3 protein-coding genes and 1 pseudogene are annotated in these 2,988 nt (G+C 53.3%); all 4 read right to left on the bottom strand.

Annotation, left to right across the window (positions count from 1 at the left end; all coding sequences use genetic code 11):
* Positions 1-325, bottom strand: a pseudogene (gene proA / locus DBO31_RS07345) (gamma-glutamyl-phosphate reductase); the annotation flags it as partial.
* A gap of 14 nt (positions 326-339) precedes the next feature.
* Complete coding sequence (proB, locus tag DBO31_RS07350; RefSeq protein WP_200817487.1) at positions 340-1,476, bottom strand: glutamate 5-kinase; 1,137 nt, start codon at positions 1,474-1,476, stop codon at positions 340-342.
* 7 nt (positions 1,477-1,483) lie between these two features.
* Positions 1,484-1,777: a YhbY family RNA-binding protein gene (locus DBO31_RS07355; RefSeq protein ID WP_059075827.1), complete on the bottom strand. Its 294-nt coding sequence runs from the start codon at positions 1,775-1,777 to the stop codon at positions 1,484-1,486.
* Between the two features lie 11 nt (positions 1,778-1,788).
* Positions 1,789-2,988 (bottom strand): GTPase ObgE (gene obgE, locus DBO31_RS07360; protein ID WP_150824826.1); only part of this gene is annotated, 1,200 nt, incomplete at its 5' end.

Below are 2,988 nucleotides of genomic sequence, written 5' to 3' on the forward strand. Positions count from 1 at the left end.
CGATATGCAGGCCGTTGGGACGGTCCCAGGATGCCAGCGTCTGCCCGACGGGATCTGGCAGGGCAATGACCTGACGGACTCCTTCAGCCATTCCCCGGATGCGGTCCGGCGTCAGGGTCAGCCTGTCAATCATGGCGTCGCTCATTCCCTTTTCCCGGGCTGCCGCTACATCGGCTGCGTTGGCCTCCATAATAGAACTGGCCTGAGCCAGCAAATCATCTGCAATATAGGTGAGAGCATTATTTTTTACTGTTGTATCCGCATTGGCCAGAGCATACGATGCCTGCCGGGCTGCCCGGGCTTTCCGGACGGCTTCTGATTCCATAGCCTCTTCCCCCTTTAATACATAGCCACGAGATTATCGCGGTGAATGACTTCTTCATAAATGCCGTCATGGCCCAGTACTTTAGGAATATCGGAAGACTGGACGCCTTTGATGGCATTGATATTGATGCTGCTGTAGTTGGCTATCCCTTTAGCAATGATGATGCCATCGTACTGGACGTTGACGATATCTCCCTCCTGGAATATACCTTCTACGGCCGTAATCCCGACGGGAAGAAGACTCGACCCGTGGTCGATGATGGCATCACGGCAGCCCTTATCCACGACGATACTGCCTTTCGCCCTGCTGCCCGAAACGAGCCATCGCTTCTTGGAGTGAAGAGGCGTATCCTTGGCTTTGAACAGCGTACCAACGCCCTCTCCTCCGACGATGCGGCTGATGATGCCGTCTTCACTGCCCGACGCGATGACCATATCGACATCGGCCGCAGTAGCAATCGAGGCTGCCTGTATTTTGGTATGCATGCCGCCAGTGCCCATACTGGAACCGGCATCACCGGCGATTTCATAGATGTGTTTATCAATCGTATGTACGACGGGAATGATGGTCGCTTCCGGATGTGTTTTGGGATTGTCCGTGTATAACCCGTCGATATCGGAGAGAAGGATGAGCAGATCGGCATCGACGAGACCGCTGACCATAGCAGAAAGAGTATCGTTATCGCCGATTTTATATTCATCGACGGCGACGACATCGTTTTCATTGATGATAGGAATGATTCCCATCTCCAGCATGGTCAGGAGCGTATTGCGGGAATTCATGAACTTGCTCCGGTCCTGGGAATCCATCCGCGTCAAAAGTACCTGTCCTACGATTTGTCCATATTCGCGGAACATCATTTCGTAGGTATGCATGAGTACACCCTGTCCGACAGCTGCCACCGCCTGTTTTTCCCTGATACTGCGCGGCCGGTGGTCCAGGTGCAGCGGGGCCAGACCGGCATTGGTCGCACCGGAACTGACGAGAATCATCTCTTTCCCCTGATTTTGCAAATCGGCCAGTTCCCGGACCAGATGTTCGATGCGCCGGTAATTGAGCTTGCCGTTTTCATAAGAAATCGTACTGGACCCTACTTTGACGACGATGCGTTTTTTATTGGTAAAATCTCTCTGCTTGCAGTCCACTTCCATCACTGTCCTACTCTTTAATATAGTCGTAATGCGATTTATCTTTCTTCTTTTTGAACAGGACGCCGTAATGGCCGATGACCTGTACGAGTTCGGCTCCCAGCATACCTGCCAGTGTTTCCATGGTTTCCGCCGTATCGAGGTCGGCATTATTGAGCACATGGGCCTTGACCAGTTCTCTGGCGGTAATGGCAGCCCGGGCACTATCGATGACGGCGTCGGACAGTCCTTCCTTTCCTATCTGGATGACCGACGGCATCTGGCTGGCCAGTGCCTTGAGTTGTTTTTTATCTTTATTATTCATATTCTATCTCCTTATTTGCGGTATTCAAATTCCATGGAATAAATGCGCACCGTATCGCCTTCCTGGATGCCCTCTTTTTGCAGCATCTTGTCCAGTTCCATATAACGCCAGATACGCTGGAACCGGCGCAGGGACATGTCATCATCGAAATTCGTCATGGCGACGAGCCGTTCGATCCGGGGGCCGGTAATGACAAAGGCACCATCATCGTCGCGATGAATTTCAAAATCCGGTTTTTCTTCTGGTTTATAGATGACCTCTTCATCCGTTTCGTCCGGTTCTTCCACATACGTTTCCAGCAGTTTCCAGACATATTCCATCAGCTCCGGCAATCCTTCGCCGGACATAGCACAGATAGGGAATACGTCCCGGCCCCGTTCATCCATATACTGCTGGAGCCGTTTCAGATTCGTATCATCAGATAATAAATCGATTTTATTGGCTGCGATGACCTGCTGTTTCCGCGACAGTTTTTCACTGTATTTTGCCAGTTCGCCATTGATTTTCTCATAATCCTCGATGGGATCGCGTCCTTCACTGCCGGACACGTCGAGAACGTGGATGAGGATTTTCGTCCGTTCAATATGGCGCAGGAAATCATGACCCAGACCGACGCCTTCGGCTGCCCCGTCGATAAGGCCGGGAATATCGGCCATGACGAAGCTGCGTTGATCCGGCAGATTGACGACGCCGAGGATGGGGTTCAGCGTCGTGAAATGATAGGCTGCTACTTCCGGCTGGGCCGCAGATACTTTGCGCAGGATGCTCGATTTTCCTACGCTGGGATACCCCAGAAGGCCTACATCGGCCAGTACTTTGAGTTCCAGGCGCAGCCAGCGTTCTTCCCCCGGTTCCCCCCGTTCAGCAAAGGTCGGTGCCCGGTTGGCACTGGTACGGAAATGATAGTTGCCCCGGCCGCCGCGGCCGCCTTTAGCGACGATGGCCTGCTGTCCGTCGTGGCTCAGGTCAGCGAGGAGAGCGTTCGATTCTTCATCGCGCACGACCGTGCCGACGGGTACGGGGATGAGCAGGTCATCGGCGTCGCGGCCGAATTTATTGCTCCCCTGGCCTTTTCCGCCCGGTTTGGCTTTAAACAGGCGGCGATAGCGGAAATCTACCAGCGTATTGACGTTTCGGTCAGCCACGAGGATGACATTTCCTCCCTGGCCGCCGTCACCGCCATTGGGACCGCCTTTGGGTACAAACTTTTC

It is taken from the genome of Megasphaera sp. DJF_B143 (assembly GCF_900320625.1).
Classification (GTDB): Bacteria; Bacillota; Negativicutes; order Veillonellales; family Megasphaeraceae; genus Megasphaera; species Megasphaera hexanoica.